Source organism: Bacillus sp. LR--39 (genome assembly GCF_053613335.1).
Genome location: NZ_JBSIOT010000002.1, coordinates 343208 through 358988, shown reverse-complemented (window position 1 = coordinate 358988; position 15781 = coordinate 343208). Strand labels below are relative to the sequence as shown.

The 15781-nt window shown below is 46.1% G+C and carries 17 protein-coding genes and 1 pseudogene; 8 read left to right on the top strand and 10 right to left on the bottom strand.

Annotated elements, in window-relative coordinates; genetic code table 11:
- Positions 1 to 8: 8 nt before the first annotated feature.
- A complete protein-coding gene (locus ACWHAR_RS11530; RefSeq protein ID WP_032875887.1) occupies positions 9 to 1364 on the bottom strand; it encodes a YncE family protein in 1356 nt (451 codons plus the stop codon).
- Between the two features lie 230 nt (positions 1365 to 1594).
- Here ACWHAR_RS11530 and ACWHAR_RS11525 point away from each other — a divergent pair, with 230 nt between their 5' ends.
- Together ACWHAR_RS11525 and ACWHAR_RS11520 are read left to right on the top strand one after the other, a co-directional pair.
- Positions 1595 to 2740, top strand: a complete 1146-nt coding sequence (locus ACWHAR_RS11525) for a Rap family tetratricopeptide repeat protein (protein WP_074534220.1) — start codon at positions 1595 to 1597, stop codon at positions 2738 to 2740.
- Complete coding sequence (locus ACWHAR_RS11520; protein WP_017418707.1) at positions 2724 to 2843, top strand: PhrC/PhrF family phosphatase-inhibitory pheromone; 120 nt, start codon at positions 2724 to 2726, stop codon at positions 2841 to 2843. Before ACWHAR_RS11525 ends, ACWHAR_RS11520 begins: the two co-directional genes overlap by 17 nt.
- Positions 2844 to 2965: 122 nt before the next feature.
- Here the strand turns inward: ACWHAR_RS11520 and speB are convergent, their stop codons facing one another.
- Both speB and speE read right to left on the bottom strand, forming a co-directional pair.
- Positions 2966 to 3838, bottom strand: coding sequence for an agmatinase (speB, locus tag ACWHAR_RS11515; RefSeq protein WP_032875884.1), 873 nt, complete (start codon positions 3836 to 3838; stop codon positions 2966 to 2968).
- Between the two features lie 58 nt (positions 3839 to 3896).
- Entirely contained in the window at positions 3897 to 4727 is an 831-nt protein-coding gene (gene speE / locus ACWHAR_RS11510; RefSeq protein WP_003151052.1) for a spermidine synthase, read from the bottom strand.
- A gap of 199 nt (positions 4728 to 4926) precedes the next feature.
- Here speE and ACWHAR_RS11505 point away from each other — a divergent pair, with 199 nt between their 5' ends.
- Positions 4927 to 6999, top strand: coding sequence for a transglycosylase domain-containing protein (locus ACWHAR_RS11505; RefSeq protein ID WP_032875881.1), 2073 nt, complete (start codon positions 4927 to 4929; stop codon positions 6997 to 6999).
- Between the two features lie 24 nt (positions 7000 to 7023).
- On the opposite strand, the pseudogene ACWHAR_RS11500 reads toward ACWHAR_RS11505, so the two are convergent.
- The 3 genes and pseudogenes from ACWHAR_RS11500 to ACWHAR_RS11490 all read right to left on the bottom strand — a co-directional run bounded on the left by ACWHAR_RS11500 (position 7024) and on the right by ACWHAR_RS11490 (position 8791).
- Positions 7024 to 7457: pseudogene (locus tag ACWHAR_RS11500) on the bottom strand (hypothetical protein).
- A gap of 143 nt (positions 7458 to 7600) precedes the next feature.
- Positions 7601 to 8119: a YwhD family protein gene (locus tag ACWHAR_RS11495; RefSeq protein WP_007614452.1), complete on the bottom strand. Its 519-nt coding sequence runs from the start codon at positions 8117 to 8119 to the stop codon at positions 7601 to 7603.
- Positions 8120 to 8131: 12 nt separating this feature from the next.
- Positions 8132 to 8791: a site-2 protease family protein gene (locus ACWHAR_RS11490; RefSeq protein ID WP_003151043.1), complete on the bottom strand. Its 660-nt coding sequence runs from the start codon at positions 8789 to 8791 to the stop codon at positions 8132 to 8134.
- A gap of 105 nt (positions 8792 to 8896) precedes the next feature.
- Here ACWHAR_RS11490 and ACWHAR_RS11485 point away from each other — a divergent pair, with 105 nt between their 5' ends.
- Complete coding sequence (locus ACWHAR_RS11485) at positions 8897 to 9085, top strand: 2-hydroxymuconate tautomerase (protein WP_003151042.1); 189 nt, start codon at positions 8897 to 8899, stop codon at positions 9083 to 9085.
- Positions 9086 to 9122: 37 nt separating this feature from the next.
- Here ACWHAR_RS11485 and ACWHAR_RS11480 read toward each other — a convergent pair whose 3' ends face one another.
- Positions 9123 to 9542 carry a MarR family winged helix-turn-helix transcriptional regulator gene (locus tag ACWHAR_RS11480; RefSeq protein WP_007407650.1) on the bottom strand — a complete coding sequence of 140 codons (420 nt, stop codon included), beginning with the start codon at positions 9540 to 9542 and terminating at the stop codon, positions 9123 to 9125.
- A 385-nt stretch (positions 9543 to 9927) separates the two neighbouring features.
- Between ACWHAR_RS11480 and ACWHAR_RS11475 the strand changes: the two genes are divergently transcribed.
- Entirely contained in the window at positions 9928 to 11307 is a 1380-nt protein-coding gene (locus ACWHAR_RS11475) for an amino acid permease (protein WP_032864567.1), read from the top strand.
- Between the two features lie 64 nt (positions 11308 to 11371).
- Here ACWHAR_RS11475 and ACWHAR_RS11470 read toward each other — a convergent pair whose 3' ends face one another.
- From ACWHAR_RS11470 to ACWHAR_RS11460, 3 genes are all read right to left on the bottom strand, one after another.
- Positions 11372 to 11872: a YwgA family protein gene (locus tag ACWHAR_RS11470; protein ID WP_007407653.1), complete on the bottom strand. Its 501-nt coding sequence runs from the start codon at positions 11870 to 11872 to the stop codon at positions 11372 to 11374.
- Positions 11873 to 11911: 39 nt separating this feature from the next.
- Complete coding sequence (locus tag ACWHAR_RS11465; protein WP_032875878.1) at positions 11912 to 13213, bottom strand: HD domain-containing protein; 1302 nt, start codon at positions 13211 to 13213, stop codon at positions 11912 to 11914.
- Positions 13214 to 13373: 160 nt separating this feature from the next.
- Positions 13374 to 13598, bottom strand: coding sequence for a DUF1450 domain-containing protein (locus ACWHAR_RS11460; protein ID WP_003151034.1), 225 nt, complete (start codon positions 13596 to 13598; stop codon positions 13374 to 13376).
- 202 nt (positions 13599 to 13800) lie between these two features.
- Here ACWHAR_RS11460 and ACWHAR_RS11455 point away from each other — a divergent pair, with 202 nt between their 5' ends.
- The 3 genes from ACWHAR_RS11455 to ACWHAR_RS11445 all read left to right on the top strand — a co-directional run bounded on the left by ACWHAR_RS11455 (position 13801) and on the right by ACWHAR_RS11445 (position 15704).
- Entirely contained in the window at positions 13801 to 14574 is a 774-nt protein-coding gene (locus tag ACWHAR_RS11455) for an RsfA family transcriptional regulator (protein WP_012118695.1), read from the top strand.
- A 260-nt stretch (positions 14575 to 14834) separates the two neighbouring features.
- Positions 14835 to 15149 carry a PadR family transcriptional regulator gene (locus tag ACWHAR_RS11450; RefSeq protein WP_007614461.1) on the top strand — a complete coding sequence of 105 codons (315 nt, stop codon included), beginning with the start codon at positions 14835 to 14837 and terminating at the stop codon, positions 15147 to 15149.
- Complete coding sequence (locus ACWHAR_RS11445) at positions 15150 to 15704, top strand: HAAS signaling domain-containing protein (RefSeq protein ID WP_032875875.1); 555 nt, start codon at positions 15150 to 15152, stop codon at positions 15702 to 15704.
- Positions 15705 to 15781 lie beyond the last annotated feature (77 nt).

Sequence of the window (15781 nt, the reverse complement as noted above, 5' to 3'; positions counted from 1 at the left end):
GCAGTTGGTTAAATCACAATAGCTCCCGGTGAAACCCCAAGAGATATCACAGTTTCCACAGAATAATCATCCGTGTTGTAAACAGTGATGTTCTGCTCTAAAAAATGAGCAGCATACAGAAATTCGCCATTCGGAGTAAACGCAAAGTCTCTTGCCGATTGCGGAACATTACCTATAACGCCTGCACCATTCGGACTGACAGCATATAAATTGCCAGTGAAGCTGTCATATAAATACACCTCTGATCCACTCGTAAACATTACATATTGGCCATCAGGCTCCAGCTCTTGGGTAATGCTGATCGTAAACGTATTTAAGTCAATAACCGTCAAATAATTGAATAAGAATTCTTGTTCTAAGACATACGCATACCGCTCCGGCCAATTTGTTTCTATAGATGATACGATAAGCTCTCGTTCAATCGTTCCTGTGACTTCACCGGTGAATAGGTCCGCTTTTTGCACTAAACCAAAATCAAGAACATAGGCGAATAACCCATTGGGATCAATTGCAAAATCAAATCCTTCCACAGGAATCGACCTATCCACAGTTAACGTATCAATTCCAATCACATAAATCGCAGTATCGCCGAGAACATAAGCAAACTCATGATTTGGGATACATTTTATCGATCCAGGCGGCTGATCCAGCAGTATGGATGCTGTCACTGTTAAAGTGTCATAATCGATGACAGAAATCACATTATTGTTGAAGTGCAAAACAAACACAGCGCTTTTATCCGGAGTTATTTCAATACCTGTCGGCCGGTACGGTAGAGCAATCGTTGTCACAACAGTATGAGTGTTTGTATCAATCACAGAAACTGATTGATCATTTGGATTCGCTGTAAACGCATAAACGGGTTCCGGCTCAGGAACAAACACAATCGTGCCCGTCACCGATAAAGGACTGCCATAGAATGGCGGAACGACAACAAGGTTCTCGATCGTAATGTCACTGACATCCGGGCAATCATTTGGTTCATCAGAATAATAGACGACTTGGTCAATCTCTGCATTGCGGATGACAGAAACAGACCCGTTCCCTTGTCCATATTGATTTCGCACTGGTGAGACACTGACGAGAAGCGTAACAGTTCCCTGCAGGCGCACTGCGAATTGAACACCGGTTTCATCAGGCTCTGGCCCCGTCTCAATGAAACAGCGTTCAATGACACAAGAAAGGCTGTCTGCATTCCACGTCACGTTTGCAACAGCTTCAGCCGGATCAACAACAAATCCCTCAGGCAATTCAATCGGCGCTTGAAACATCGCTTCACGGCTTGCTTCTTCCTCGCAAAAACATAAACATTCTTCTTGTGCGGCTCCTGCTTTTTCTTTAAAGGAAAGCTTGTTATTTCTCATATCTTCACTTCCTTTTCAGACATACACTGCTCACGCAGATACAACAGAATATGGGAAGGTGTATTTGTTTGCTTGTACAAATTGTGGGGATAATAGTGGATTTTTGAAATGATATCCGCAGACATGCGGTTTTAACGAAAGAAAACATTGCGGTATTTTTGCGCTATCCTTCCGAATGAAAATGATAAAATATGTCATATACATAACGTGGAAGGGAGGGATTGGGAATAGTGGCGAGTGTTTTATCATCTTCAGCGGTTGGAGAAAAAATCAACGAATGGTATATGTACATTCGAAGGTTCAGCATCCCGGACGCCGAGTACTTGCGGAGAGAAATCAAAGAAGAACTTGCAGGTCTGGAAGATGATCAGGATCTTCATCTATACTATTCTCTCATGGAATTCCGTCACAATCTGATGCTCGAATACCTCGAACCGCTGGAATCGCAGCGGATAGAAGAACAGCCGAGACTATCGGATCTGCTCGCGGATATTGATAAAAAGCAGGCCCGGCTGACCGGACGTCTTGATTATTATTTTAATTTTTTCCGGGGGATGTATGAGCTGGAATGCCGTGAATATCTTTCAGCGATTCAGTTTTTTAAGAAAGCTGAAAGCAAACTGACGTACGTTAAAGATCATATAGAAAAAGCTGAATTTTACTTTAAAATGTCAGAAGTCTATTATTATATGAAACAAACTTATGTATCGATGGATTATGCGCGGCAGGCTTATTTAATTTATAAAGATGCAGAAAAATATAATATTAGATTAACCCAGTGCCATTCTTTATTTGGGGCTAATTATCTTGATGTAAAGCAATACGATCACGCGATTTCCCACTTTCAAAAGGCATATACGATGGCTGAATTGGAGCAGCAGCCGCAATTAATGGGGAGGACACTTTTTAACATCGCTTTATGCCATAATAATCAAAACAATAAAGTCGAGGCTATTCCCCATTTAAAAGAAGCCATAGCTGTTTTTGAAAAAGCTCAAATGAGTCATTCACTTCCGCAGCCCTACTTCTTACTTACACAGATTTATTTTAAGTTAAAAAATATAGATAACGCGTACGATTATCATAAAAAAGGTATCTCAATATGTAAGGAAATAGATGATATAATTTACGAGGAAAAATTTAAATTTTTAGAATACTTGTATATGCCGGATCCAAGAGATACATTAATAAACGATTGTCTGCATTTTCTTGAAAATAAATTGATGTATGCTGATATTGAGGAATTAGCCCTTGATGTAGCTAAATATTATTACACACAAGAAGAATATAAAAAAGCTTCTGTCTACTTTTTAAAGGTTGAAGAAGCCAGACAGCAGATCGAAGGAGGAGTGAATTTATATGAAATTGAAGTATAAATTACTTATAGTCTGTTTTGCTGTGAGTACGATATTAGTATCAGCAGGGATAATGAATAGCTTAACTCCTCATTATTATGTGTCTGAACGCGCCATGATCTAAATTTATGATGAAAGATTTCATTTTAGGTTTACGGGTACAATCCCCTCGAGTGTTTTAATTCCTATTACAAAAAACCCGGAACAAAGGCTGCTTCTGCCCTGTTATTCCGGGTTTTCTTCTTTCTATTTCACAAACCCAAGCAGCATTTCACGAATCATCTTGCTTGCCGTGTTTGCGGTTTGTTCTGAGTGGTCATAGACCGGCGCGACTTCTACGAGGTCAGCGCCTTTTACGTTGACTTCTGAGCGCGCGATTTCATGGATGGACGCGAGCAATTCTTTAGACGTGATGCCTCCTGCGTCAACCGTGCCCGTGCCCGGCGCATGAGCGGGGTCAAGCACGTCGATATCGATGGTGACATAAACAGGGCGTCCCGCAAGCTGCGGCAGCACTTTTTTCAGCGGCTCAAGCACTTCAAATTTAGAAATGTGCATGCCGTTTTCTTTCGCCCATTCAAATTCTTCCTTCATTCCGGAACGGATGCCGAATGAAAATACGTTTTGCGGCCCGATGAGCTCGGCCGCTTTGCGGATCGGAGTAGAATGGGAAAGCGGTTCGCCTTCATAATCCGTGCGCAGGTCGGTGTGCGCGTCAAAATGAATGATGGCAAGGTCCGGAAACTTCTTATACATGGCTTTTATGACAGGCCATGATACAAGGTGCTCCCCTCCCATGCCGAGCGGGAACTTTCCTTTTTCTAAAATGCCGTCCACGTATTCTTCAATCATATCAAGGCTTCTTTGCGGATTGCCGAACGGAAGCGGAATGTCGCCGGCGTCAAAGAAATTCAAATCAGCCAAGTCACGGTCGAGATACGGGCTGTATTCTTCAAGACCGATAGACACCTCGCGGATTCTCCCCGGGCCAAACCGCGAACCCGGACGGTAGCTGACCGTCCAATCCATCGGCATGCCGTAAAGGATGGCGTCCGCCTCTTTCCAGTCGGGGCGGCTTGAGATAAATACTTTTCCTGAATATGCTTCATCAAACCTCATGATAAAACCCTCGCTTTCCTGTAAAAAAGCGCAAGATTCGCTCCTGCGCCGTACGTTTTTATTTGATTAAATCGCTCACAAATTTCGGAAGAACAAATGCCGCTTTGTGAAGCTCTTTCGTATAATATTTCGTATCGATGTCAAAGAAACGGCTGTCCTCCACTTCAAGCGGATCGTACTTTTTAGAACCGATCGTAAATGTCCACAGGCCGCTCGGGTACGTCGGGATATTAGCCGTATACAGACGGGTGATCGGGAAGATTTCTTTCACATCACGCTGTACGTTTGTAATCAGTTCCGGTGTAAACCACGGGTTGTCCGTCTGCGCGACGAAGATGCCGTCTTCTTTTAACGCCTTGGAAATTCCGGCATAGAAGCCTTTTGAGAACAGATTGACGGCCGGTCCGACCGGTTCTGTTGAATCAACCATGATGACGTCATACTCATTCTCTGATTTCGCGATGTGCATGAAACCGTCATCGACTCTCACGTCGACGCGCGGATCATCAAGCTTGCCCGCAATGGACGGAAGGAATTTTTTAGAGTATTCAATAACCTTGCCGTCAATGTCGACAAGCGTCGCTTTTTTTACGCTTGGGTGCTTCAGAATCTCTCTGATGACACCGCCGTCTCCGCCGCCGACAACGAGGACGTTTTCCGGATTCGGGTGCGTAAATAACGGGACGTGCGCAACCATTTCATGATAGACGAATTCGTCTTTTTCAGAAGTCATGACCATTCCGTCTAAGAACAGCATGTTGCCGAATTCTTCTGTCTCCACCATTTCCAGATGCTGAAATTCCGTCTGTTCCGTATGTAATGTTTGTTTCACCTTTAATGTAATGCCGAAATTCTTCGTCTGCTTCTCCGTATACCAAAGCTCGCTCAATTGTCATCTCCCTTTCAAGGCTTATTTCATTTATTGTAAGCGTCTGTATCGCTTTTATTCCGGTTAAAATCTCATTTTCACCTAAGGAAAAAGTATAGAGGATGGAGGGGAAAAAGTAAAGAAGTGTCCGGTTTGATATGTTTAAAAAACCCCCTTTTTTCACATAATAATAGAATCATGAAAAAGGGGGTTCCCAAAAGTGGATAAAGTATCTGGAAAACAGCTCAGAATCACGTTCAAAATCATCCGCGCCTGCATCTTTCTGACACTGATCGGCGGGATGCTGGCCGGCGTCTGCTTCACATCCGTTCTTCTTGCAGCGAAATGGCAGGGGGCCCCCTCCGTCCGGGTCCCTCAGTCTACGATTCTTTATGCAAATGACGGCTCAAAGCTAGGTGAGACCGATTTCGGGGAAAAGCGCTACTGGGTCCGGTTAAAAGATATCAATCCGATAGCGGTGCAGGCCGCGATTGCGGTGGAGGATCAAAACTTTTACAATCACCACGGTTTTGATTACCGGCGGATGGCCGCCGCCGCGCTGGCTGACATAAAGGCAATGGCCAAGGTTCAGGGCGCAAGCACCATCACCCAGCAATACGCGAGAAATCTCTACCTTGAGCATGATAAGACATGGAAACGAAAATGGAACGAAGCATTTTACACGATCCGCCTTGAACAGAACTATTCTAAAAACGAGATTTTAGAAGGTTATGTAAATACGATATATTACGGCCACGGCGCATATGGAATTGAAGCCGCCTCGCGCCTGTATTTCGGCAAACACGCCAAAGATCTGAACGATGCGGAAGCCGTGCTTCTGGCGGGCATACCGAAAGGCCCGTCCGGCTATTCGCCATATGTCAGCGAAAAGAAGGCCAAACAGCGCCAGGAAACCATTCTCCGACTGATGACTGAACAGAAAATGATCTCAAAAACGAAGGCAGAAAGGCTTAAGAAAATGCCGCTTGCCTATCAGCCGCTGAAAAACAGAACCGCAGCGAAAACGGCGCCTTATTTTTACGATGATGCGATGAAAGAACTCGAGAAAAAGCTCGGCATGACGCGCGAACAGCTCGCAACGAGCGGATTGCGTGTTTATACGACGCTTGATAAGCGCATGCAGCGGATTGCGGAAAACACTGTGGCACATACGATCCGTACCGGCTCTGACATTCAGGTCGGCTTTTCCGCGATTGATCCGGCAACAGGGCGCGTGCTTGCGCTTCTCGGCGGACGTGACTACGAAAAAAGCCCGTTTGACCGGGCGACACAGGCGAAACGGCAGCCGGCTTCCACGATCAAGCCGCTTTTGTACTACAAAGCGATTCAAAGCGGCTTTACACCGGTCACGCTGATGAAAAGCGAAGCCACAGAGTTCCAGATTGACGACAACGGAGATACTTATTCTCCAAGCAATTACAACGGCTACTACGCCAATAAACCGATTACGCTGCTTCAGGCGCTTGCGTTGTCAGACAACATTTATGCCGTGAAGACCCATCTCTTTCTCGGCATGAATAAGCTCGTGTCGGCGGCAAAGGAATTCGGCATCAGCGAACATTTAAAGCCCCTTCCGTCTCTGGCGCTAGGAACTGAACCCGTGCGCCCGATTGAGATGGTTAATGCCTACGCGATGCTCGCAAACGGGGGAAAACAAATCACCCCTTCCTTTATCACAAAAGTGACGGATACCGCCGGCAACGTCTTGTATGAACAGCCGCGCGGACATCAGCAGACGCTTGATAAAAAAGCCGCTTTTGTGACGGCGAGCATGATGACGGGCATGTTTGATCAGGATTTAAACGGCTATACTTCCGTCACGGGACGCACCATTTCTGACCGGCTGACCCGAACCTATGGCGGTAAATCAGGCACGACCAGCGCAGACAGCTGGATGATCGGCTTTAACCCGGCTCTTGCCGCCGGTGTATGGACAGGCTATGACAAAAGCAGCACGATTGATTCAGTAGAAGAAAAAAGCTATGCGAAGACGATTTGGGCGGACTTTATGGAGAAGGCGCTCGAAGGAGAACCGGAAATAGCGCTTAAACCGCCGAAGGGCGTCACGGGCGTCTATATCGATCCCGCTTCCGGCTACACTTCGGGACCCGGCTGCGCCGCAAAGCATTATACGTATTTCATCGCAGGCACTGAGCCCGCGGATGTGTGCTACGGAGCGGAACCGTCTAAAAAAGAAAAGAAACACGCCCCCGCCCGCAAAGAAGCTCCGCGCAAAAAATGGTGGGATAAGTGGCTCGGCAAAAAAGACTGAGCCCGGTGCATTGCGCGCCGGGCTTTAATCCGCGTCTTCCTCAAGCACCCATGGGAGCAAAAGAGAAAAGTCGAGATGGATAATAGGGTCAGGAAAACCCTTCGGTATAAAAAATGTTGTACTCGGCAATGAAAACGAAAAGCGGATATCTCCCGCCCTCTCGATATGAAACTTCGGCCAGCCTTCCCTAAACCTGCCGACAATCGGATAGCTGCCCGCATAATGATGCAGGCCGTTTTCCTTTCCATGCTCCCCCAAGTCGTGACAGACAGCCGGACGAATCCCAAACTGCGTAAACAGCCTTGTTTTCTCGGCGGAAAGGAGATTCACCGCCTCGGAAAAGTTCCGGCAGCTCCCGCAATCGCGCAAGGATCAGGCCATGAGTTTTCGTATTGTTTTCTCGTTTCCGCCGCATCTGCTTCAATGACCCAAGGCCCGATTTCAAAGACGGTGAACATGATGAAACCTCCGCGTAAACATGAAAAACCCCGAGTCTTGGTTCGGCTCGGGACTTTCCATGTCCTGATTCTGTATCAACAGTTTACTCAGTACAATTGCAAAATAGTGCAAATATTTATAAAGTTCACAAAAAGTTCACAAATTATTTTTCTTTCGGAAGCAGACCTGTTTTCAATTCATCGGATGAACGTTCCCAGAGCCCTTGGTCATGCTTCTGCAGAAATTCAGCAAGCACCTGCTTTGAGCTGGCGTCCATTTTGTCCACGATAATGCAGCGCTTCATTGATTTATCCATTAAATTCACATGCTCCGGCAATGACTTATAGCCTCTGCGGATACTTCTGTCCACGGTCATTTCACAAGCCGTCACACCCGCGTAATAAGGGCCTTCTTCTTTTCTGTCGATGGTGACCCACACGAGCCAGTACGGTTTTCCGTTCGGCACTTCATCTTTGTTCGGCAGGAATTTGATGCCTTTTTCAACGACACTGCGGGCATGCATTGCGCCGATGTCAACGAAGGCTTCCTTCTCTTCCACATCGACAAATACCGGAGAAATATTGTCAAGGCTCAGCGCCCCGGCGCCAAAACCGCCATGTCCGTCGGTCGGATCACTTTTAATAATATTAAATCCGATTGTTTTCTTCTTTTTTTCTTCCATGAAAATACCCTCCTACAAAAGCGGTTGAAATATAATGGCAAATACCTTGAGAATCCAGTCTCTCCCCTCGCTTAACAGCGGCCACACGACATAGGAGCCGACCGGTGTCACAAACAGCACGAGAAACACGATAATCCCGTAGCTCTCAAACTGAGTCATTTTGGCGCGCACCCGCGGCGGCACGAGATCCTCAATAATCCGGTAGCCGTCAAGCGGAGGAAGCGGCAGCAGGTTGAATAAACACAGCGCGAGATTCAGCTGAATCCAAATAGAGAAAAAGCGGTCAAGCCCCATGCTGAATGCAGAAAGCAGCTCCATTCCGTAAGCATGCATCAACACTAGCAAAAAGAAACCGATAAAGGCAAGAAGCAGGTTGCTTACAGGCCCGGCGACGGAAACCAGCACTCCCGCCAGCCGCGGTCTTTTAAAGGCGCGGCGGTTCACCGGCACCGGACGGGCCCAGCCGAAACCCGCGACCAAAATTAGAATCGTTCCGAAAACATCAAGATGTTTAATCGGATTGAGCGTTAATCTGCCCTGTCTCGCCGCGGTATCGTCTCCGAACCGATACGCGACATACGCGTGCGCCAGTTCATGCATCGTAAATGCCACGATCAGCGTAATCACGACATAGGGCATAAGCTCCAGCGGATAATATAAAAATCTGTCCAAATGTAAAAATCCCCTTTTTTAAAAAATGCAAGATTGTCCTTCATTCAGTATACTATAAGTGACCTCTCTTCCAAAGAGAGGAAACGATAAAGGAGGATCAGCACCATGCCGCTCGTAACCGTTAAAATGCTTGAAGGCCGCACAGATGAACAAAAACGGAATCTGGTTGAAAAAGTGACAGAAGCCGTAAAAGAAACGACAGGCGCAGCCGAAGAAAAGATCATTGTCATGATTGAAGAAATGAGAAAGGATCATTACGCCGTCGCCGGCAAACGGATCAGCGATACGGAGTAATCCTTGATAACGGCCGGCGCTGCTATGTCAGGCCGGCTTATTTCATTACTTTTTCAACGAGGCTGAAAAAGGTGTTCTTTTCTTCCTCTGTCAATGCTTCAAACAGCTCGTCAATGAGCATCTGCCGGTTTTCAATCATTTGCATGGCCGCCATTTTCCCCGATTCGGAAAGCGTCATCCATACCGTGCGCCGGTCTTCGTTATTTCTCGACCTTTCCACGAAACCCTCTTTTTCTAAATGATTCAGAGCGGTTGTCGTGGCCGAAGGCGATAATGTGACTTCCTGCAATATATCTTTAATCGTGCACGTGCCGTGCCGGTAAATAATCCTGAGAATAAATCCTCTGATATTGTTTATACTCTTCGGAATTGTCGCCTCATCAAGCTTTTTAGTGCTCTTTAAATATTTCGTGAGCGCGTAATCCAGTACATTTGCTTGCAATATATCATGCTCCATGCAGAAACTCCCCATTTCAAGATGCATCCATCATCATTTGATTGTTTTTTATTACATTTTACTGATACCTCGCGGGGAAAGTCAAAATTTCGGCCGGAAAGCCCGCAACTTTTATCCTGCTCTATACAGACTATTATCTCCTACTTTTTCACCTATCCCTTTTATGCAATGCTGGTTTTATAGACATGATTCAGGTAAAATCATTAAGGGTGACTGCGTTTGACGGAAAGGATAATCTGATCGGATGCGGCAGACAATATGACTGGAAAAGAAACGGAACAGACGGGGAAACAGAACACAGGATTGTCGATTACACAGAAGATGTGACACGGGTAAAAGCCAAAGAGCCCCTCTTGGCTTTTGCTTTTGGATGGAGGGATGCGTGTTGCGGAATATCCTACAAAAAAAAGACATCACCCAGCTGCTTGAACAAAGCAGAAACAGGCAGACTGCCAAAACGATGGGTGGATTTGATTTAACTTTACTGGGCATCGGCGCCGTCATCGGGACGGGCGTCATGGTTCTTACAGGCATTACGGCCGCGAAAAATGCCGGGCCTTCCGTAATCTTTTCTTTTATCATTGCAGCCGTTGTCTGCAGCCTTGCAGCATTATGTTACGCCGAAATCGCTTCTGTTCTCCCGGTTTACGGAAGCGCCTATATTTACTCTTATACCACCATGGGAGAAATTGTCGGCCATTTAATGGGCTGGACGCTCTTATCCGTTTATATGGTGACGGCGTCGGCGGTGGCAAGCGGCTGGTCAAGTTATTTTAATAATCTGTTAGCCGAAATCGGCATGCCTTTGCCGGACAGTCTGCTGCACGTGCCGAGCCAGGGGGGCATCGTCAACCTTCCTGCCATCATCATTACTCTATTAATTGCCGTCGTTCTGTCACGCGGCTCCAAAGAGAGCAAAACCTTTAATAATATAATGGTTCTCGTAAAAATCGGAATTGTTTTGCTGTTTATCATCACAGGAAGCTTTTTTGTAAAGCCGGGCAATTGGCATCCTTTTATGCCTTTTGGAATCAAAGGCGTCATTACGGGGGCTTCTGCCGTCTTTTTTGCGTTTCTCGGATTTGACGCGATTTCCGCTTCGGCTGAAGAAGTCAAAAAACCGCAGCGCAACCTGCCGATCGGTATTATCGGTTCACTGGTGATCTGTACATTTGTATACGTCATCGTCTGTCTCGTCATGACGGGTATGGTTCCGTATTCACAGCTTAATGTGCCGGAAGCCATGTCTTATGTGTTACAGACTGTAGGACAAAACGCGGTGGCGGGCGTTATCGCTGCCGGTGCGGTGATCGGACTGATGGCCGTCGTTCTCGCCCATACATATGCGGCGACCCGTATATCTTTTGCGATGGCAAGAGACGGAATGCTGCCGAAAGTCTTTACCATTGTCGGAAAGAAATCGGGAGCTCCGATCTTTAATACGTGGCTGATCGGACTGATCAGCGCCTGCATCGCGGGTTTTGTTGATCTGAAAGAGCTGTCAGATCTCTCAAACATCGGCGCGCTATTGACATTTGCCATGGTCAGTCTGTCCGTGCTGATTCTGCGCCGCACCCATAAGGATCTGCCGCGGGGATTTAAAGTGCCTTTTGTACCAGTACTGCCGATTTTGGCCATTATCTGCTGTTTGTTTTTAATGGTCAATCTGCCGCTGAAAACGTGGCTTTATTTTGCTGTCTGGCTGATCATCGGCGTCATCGTTTACTTTTTATATTCGTACAAGCACAGCAAATTGAGACAATAAACAAAACCAGGCCCGCTTTATCGCGGCCTGGTTTTTTCATCAAAAAAGACGAAAGCCATCGCCTTTAACAAATGTGTTTCAGCTCTTCTATGTAGTGAAGCGCCTCATCATATTCTTCATCTGTATATTTCTGTTTGCTTTTTATCGTAAACACTTTCTCTTTCTTTTCCTCAGCTTCAAGGCCGTCAAAATACAAAATCGTAGACACCAGCTCCAGAAACCGCGATGAGCGGCTGTTGACGCTGTCGATGTACTTCTTCATATCCGGCATCGTAAGCTCCGCATGATGTAAAAACTCGGCTCCCGTCTCCGTCAGCGAGTACCGGTATTGAAAGTAGCCGCCCTTTTTTTCCTTCACCTCATCCAGAAACCCAAGATTGCACAGCTCTTCAATTCGAAGCGTCAGTTCTTCGGAATACGGGCCGTAAAAATGAAAATCATATTTTTCGTAGAAAGGATACTGCATTTTCTTCGCGATATAAATGATTTTCTGCAGCTTTTTCCGCCCGATGATTTCTCCAGAATCCGAGAACACCTTCATCAGTTTTGCATGTTCTTTCAACAAATTCCCGACATCTCCTTTTCCTTCTTTACCAAAATCCTTCTATGTCAGTCCCAGCAGCTGCCGGATTTTCAATTTTGCTTCAGGGTTTTCTGAATCGTCACAAATGAGGTCCATCGGATAGTAGAGCTTATGGTCCGTCCGGCGTTTGCCCGAAATGGATTCGACAATGGCGGACTGCCTGGACAGCTCTTTGATCTGGCCGTTCTGCGTTAACAGGTGAATCGGCAGACGCTCCTCCTCTTCACCCGGCCGGTAAAAATCATACGGCAGATCCGATGAAGAATCGACCACTAAATAGTAATTGGGATCAATTCCCGCCTCTTTAAACAGAGCGGTCAGTTCAAAATAAGCCGACATTTCCTCATTGGGGTTAAATTCGGCATATTGAAACAGCTGACGGTTAATGAAGCGGCGGCACAAGTCGGACAGAATCGGGTCCTCTTCTTCCTCCCAAGCCTGGAAATAATATAAAATGATGGCTTCATCAAGCTTCAGATAATCCGCAAGCGTCAGCTTCCCTTCAAAAATGGAATAAAAATGAACGGGAGCATGAGTGAATATATACCCTTCTTCATGGAGCTGCTTCGCACGGTGGAGAATTTTCGTCAAAATGACTTCAGCGCTTCTCGTCACGGGATGAAAATACACCTGCCAGTACATTTGATAGCGGCTCATAATATAGTCTTCCACGGCGTGCATGCCGCTTTGCTTAATGACGATCTGGTCCTCACGCGGACGCATCACCCTTAAAATCCGTTCCATATCAAAATGTCCGTAGCTGACGCCCGTATAGTACGCGTCCCGCTGAAGGTAATCCATCCGGTCGGCGTCAATCTGACTCGAAATCAGGCTGACCACCTGCTTGTTTTTGTATGTTTTGGCAATGACTTCGGCAACATCCTGCGGGAATCCCGGCCCCGCCTTTCTGAGAACCTGATTCACCTCAGTATCGCCGAGGATGATTTCCCTCGTAAAGTCTTCATGATCCAGATGAAAAACCTTTTCAAAGGAATGTGAAAACGGCCCATGTCCCAAATCGTGCAAAAGCGCAGCGCTGAGACAGAGTTCGCGTTCATTGTCATCCCATTCAGGACGCCCTTTAAAAACATCATCAACCATTCGTCTGACAATCTCATAGACGCCGAGAGAATGGTTAAAACGGCTGTGTTCCGCGCCGTGAAACGTCAAATACGTCGTACCGAGCTGTTTGATCCGGCGCAGCCGCTGAAATTCACGGGTGCCGATCAAATCCCAGATCAGCTTGTCCCGCACATGAACATAGCGGTGAACGGGATCTTTAAACACTTTTTCTTCTGATAATTTTCCGTTTGGATACGCCATCGTCATTCCCTCTTTTTTTTAGCCGTGATTCTATTATATCGGCTCTGTAATTTGAAAACATCCTTGAATTTGTCCGGCGTTTTGTTCCAGTTTTCCGACATTGATTTTTTGAAGCAAAAAAGCCTGACCCATCGGGCGAGGCTGTCGTAAAAATACACATTTACTTTTTGATCTTCTTTTTCACTTTCTCAATCAGCTCGTCCTCAGTCGGCGCCGACAGCGGGCGGTTGTTTACGAAAGCAAACGATTTTTTGCGTCCGGGCCCGCAATATGACTGACATCCGACCTCCACTTTTGCATCCGGGTCAGCTTCTTTCAAACGCGGCAGCAAAGTCTTAATATTGGTGGCCTGGCAATCATCACACACTCGGAATTCATTAGCCATGATGTACGCTTCCCTTCATTCAATGTTCCTCTATGTTAAATCTTAATTTTAAAAAAGAAAAAAATCACATCACATCTCATTGTACAAGGATTCATCTTATCCTGCAAGGCTCTGCGTATCTCTCATTCTTTCAGCCAATTTGTATAAATATTTTCCAATCTGGACATTCTAATACCATCAAAGATATTGGGGGTTGAGAACATTGACAAAACAAAGACAGGACGCCTGGTCGGAGGAAAACGACCTGCTGCTTGCGGAAACCGTGCTCCGTCACGTTCGGGAAGGAAGCACGCAGCTGAACGCCTTTGAAGAGGTAGGCGATAAATTAAACAGAACGTCGGCAGCGTGCGGTTTCAGATGGAATGCCGTCGTCCGCCATCAATACGAAAAAGCGCTTCAGCTCGCCAAAAAACAGCGGAAACAGCGGATGCGCGCGCTCGGAAACGGCCAGCCGGCCAAGAAGAAACTATTATATCAGCCGCCTGCACCGGATGCGGATATCATGCAGGAAACCGCAGCCGAAGAGACGGTTCAAACGGAAGCGCCAAAAGAGGATCGGCAAGCCGTCATGTCCGGCGAACATATGCCTTATGTCGATGAAAGCTTCAAGGAAGAGTTAGCTAGTTTATCACATTTGCTGGCGCCTCAGCAGCCGAGCCAAAAGGCGGAGCTCACAATGGCAGATGTCATTCAATTTCTGCAGAGCTATGAAGGCAGCGGAAAGCAAACTTCCGCCCTGCAAATGGAAAATGACCGTTTAAAACGGGAAAACCAAGAACTTCAGTCTAAAACCGAGCAGCTGGAAGCGGCCGTCGAAAAGCTTGAAAAAGATCAAAAAACCATTCAGGAAGACTACGAAACCTTGGTGAAAATTATGAACAGAGCCAGAAAACTAGTTTTATTTGAAGACGATGAACATGCCTCTCCGTCCTTTAAAATGGACCGGAACGGCAATTTAGAAAAAATGGCCGAATAATGGAAAAACCCCTTTCCTTGTCATGGAAAAAGGGGTTTTTGCCATTTGTCAATGACGCGCATCCTGATCTATATTAATGTAAACATTGTTCAGGAGGCCTTCTTCCCGCAAGGGGTGCGCATCTCGGTCCCCGCCCGCACATAAGCATAAAGATTCAATTCCTCATCCGAAATGGTTCTTGGGAATTATTGATCGATTAGCTACTGTGCAATACACTGTATAGAGAATACAATTATTAGATATGATGGGAATGATAGTAAATGAGTAGCCAATTACGAAAAGGAGCGTTGGAACTTTGCGTGTTGTCCCTGCTTCTTTATGAAGATTTATATGGTTATGAATTAATCAAGATCATAAGTGAAACGTTCCCTGTATCGGAGGGCACCATCTACCCCATATTACGAAGACTCACAAAAAATAACTACCTAAAAACGTATACAGCAGCTTCCGATCAAGGCCCATCACGCAAATATTACAAAGTAACAGAAGAAGGCGCCTTTTATCATCAAACATTAAAATCGGAATGGCTTGACCTGTCCGAAAAAGTGAACAGCATCATTAAGGAGGGAAAATGAATGTGTAAAGACCAATATTTAAAACATCTCCGGCGGGAAATAAAAGATCTGCCGGAACGTGAGCAAAAAGAGATACTGGCCGATATCGGCGAAATATTCCAAATGGGCGGCGCTGAAGGAAAAAGCGATGAACAAATCGCGGGCAATTTAGGAAACCCCAAAACACTTGCGCGCGCCTTAAAAGCGGATATTTTCATCAGTGATGCCGAGGAGCAGAAAACATGGCGCTCCTTTTTCAAAGCATTCGGCCTGATGCTGGGGATGGGCATGTTCAACTTCATGTTTATGCTGACACCGTTTCTTTTTGCCTCTGTTGCGGTGTTAAGTTTGATGGCGATCGGCCTGATGCTGATGACCGGATCATTCTTTCTCCTTGTAAAAGTGCCGATTGTAACAGCCATTTTTAACGGATGTATGGTTCTTGGAGCGGGTATGGCGGTGTTTATGGCCGGATTTGATCTTTCGAAACTGATATTCCGCATCTTTTTGCGCTATTTCAAATGGAATGTCAGCGTTGTAAGGAGGGAAACCATTGAATCGAAAAATGTGGTATAGCATTGCTCTCATTTTAATCGTTGCCGGCCTGATCGGAAGCATGTTCTTCGGTTTTGACGGCTTTTACCCTAAATCAT